At 37.4% G+C, this 637-nt stretch carries 1 protein-coding gene; it reads left to right on the forward strand.

Annotated elements, in window-relative coordinates:
- On the forward strand, positions 1-568 hold a 568-nt coding region (locus tag ACG9ZL_RS21120), incomplete at its 5' end, for a transposase (RefSeq protein ID WP_419361872.1).
- Between the last annotated feature and the right edge of the window lie 69 nt (positions 569-637).

The raw sequence follows: 637 nt of genomic DNA on the forward strand, positions 1-637 counted from the left end.
GTCAAGTCTTGCGAACGACTTAAAACGTGAACAAAATCGTTTGGAAAAAGCAAACTCCACTCTAATAGTTGTACCAATTTTAAAGTCTATTAAGACTAATATTAAATCATTAACTCGGCAAATTCAGAATCTAGATACACAAATTCAAAACCATATTGATCAAGACCATGAGCTTAAACGTGATCAAAAGCTTCTTGAAAGCATTCCAGCAATTGCTGAGCGTACCAGTTTATTAATGCTTGTTTTTTTACGTGCTCATTCTTTTGAAAAAGCTAGCCAAGCTGCTGCATTTGTGGGTTTAGTTCCCATTCATAGACAATCTGGTAGTTCTGTGCTTGGAAAAAGTCGCTTATCTAAAGCCGGTTCACCTAAAATTCGATCGGGTTTATATATGGCTGCCATTGTTGCAACTCGGTACAATCCTCACATTAAAGAGTTGAGCGAACGGCTCTTAGCGAAAGGGAAAACTAAAATGGTAGCGATTGCTGCTGCTATGCGAAAGTTAATTCATCTTTGCTATGGTGTTCTTAAAAACCAACAACCTTATCAGGCAAATTATAAGGCATGAATCCTTAAATAATTTGCTTGACAGTTAAGACGGTATCTTTTCATCTCTGAAAAGTGAGGCATCGCCTAC

It is taken from the genome of Acinetobacter legionensis (genome assembly GCF_048551735.1).
Classification (GTDB): domain Bacteria; phylum Pseudomonadota; class Gammaproteobacteria; order Pseudomonadales; family Moraxellaceae; genus Acinetobacter.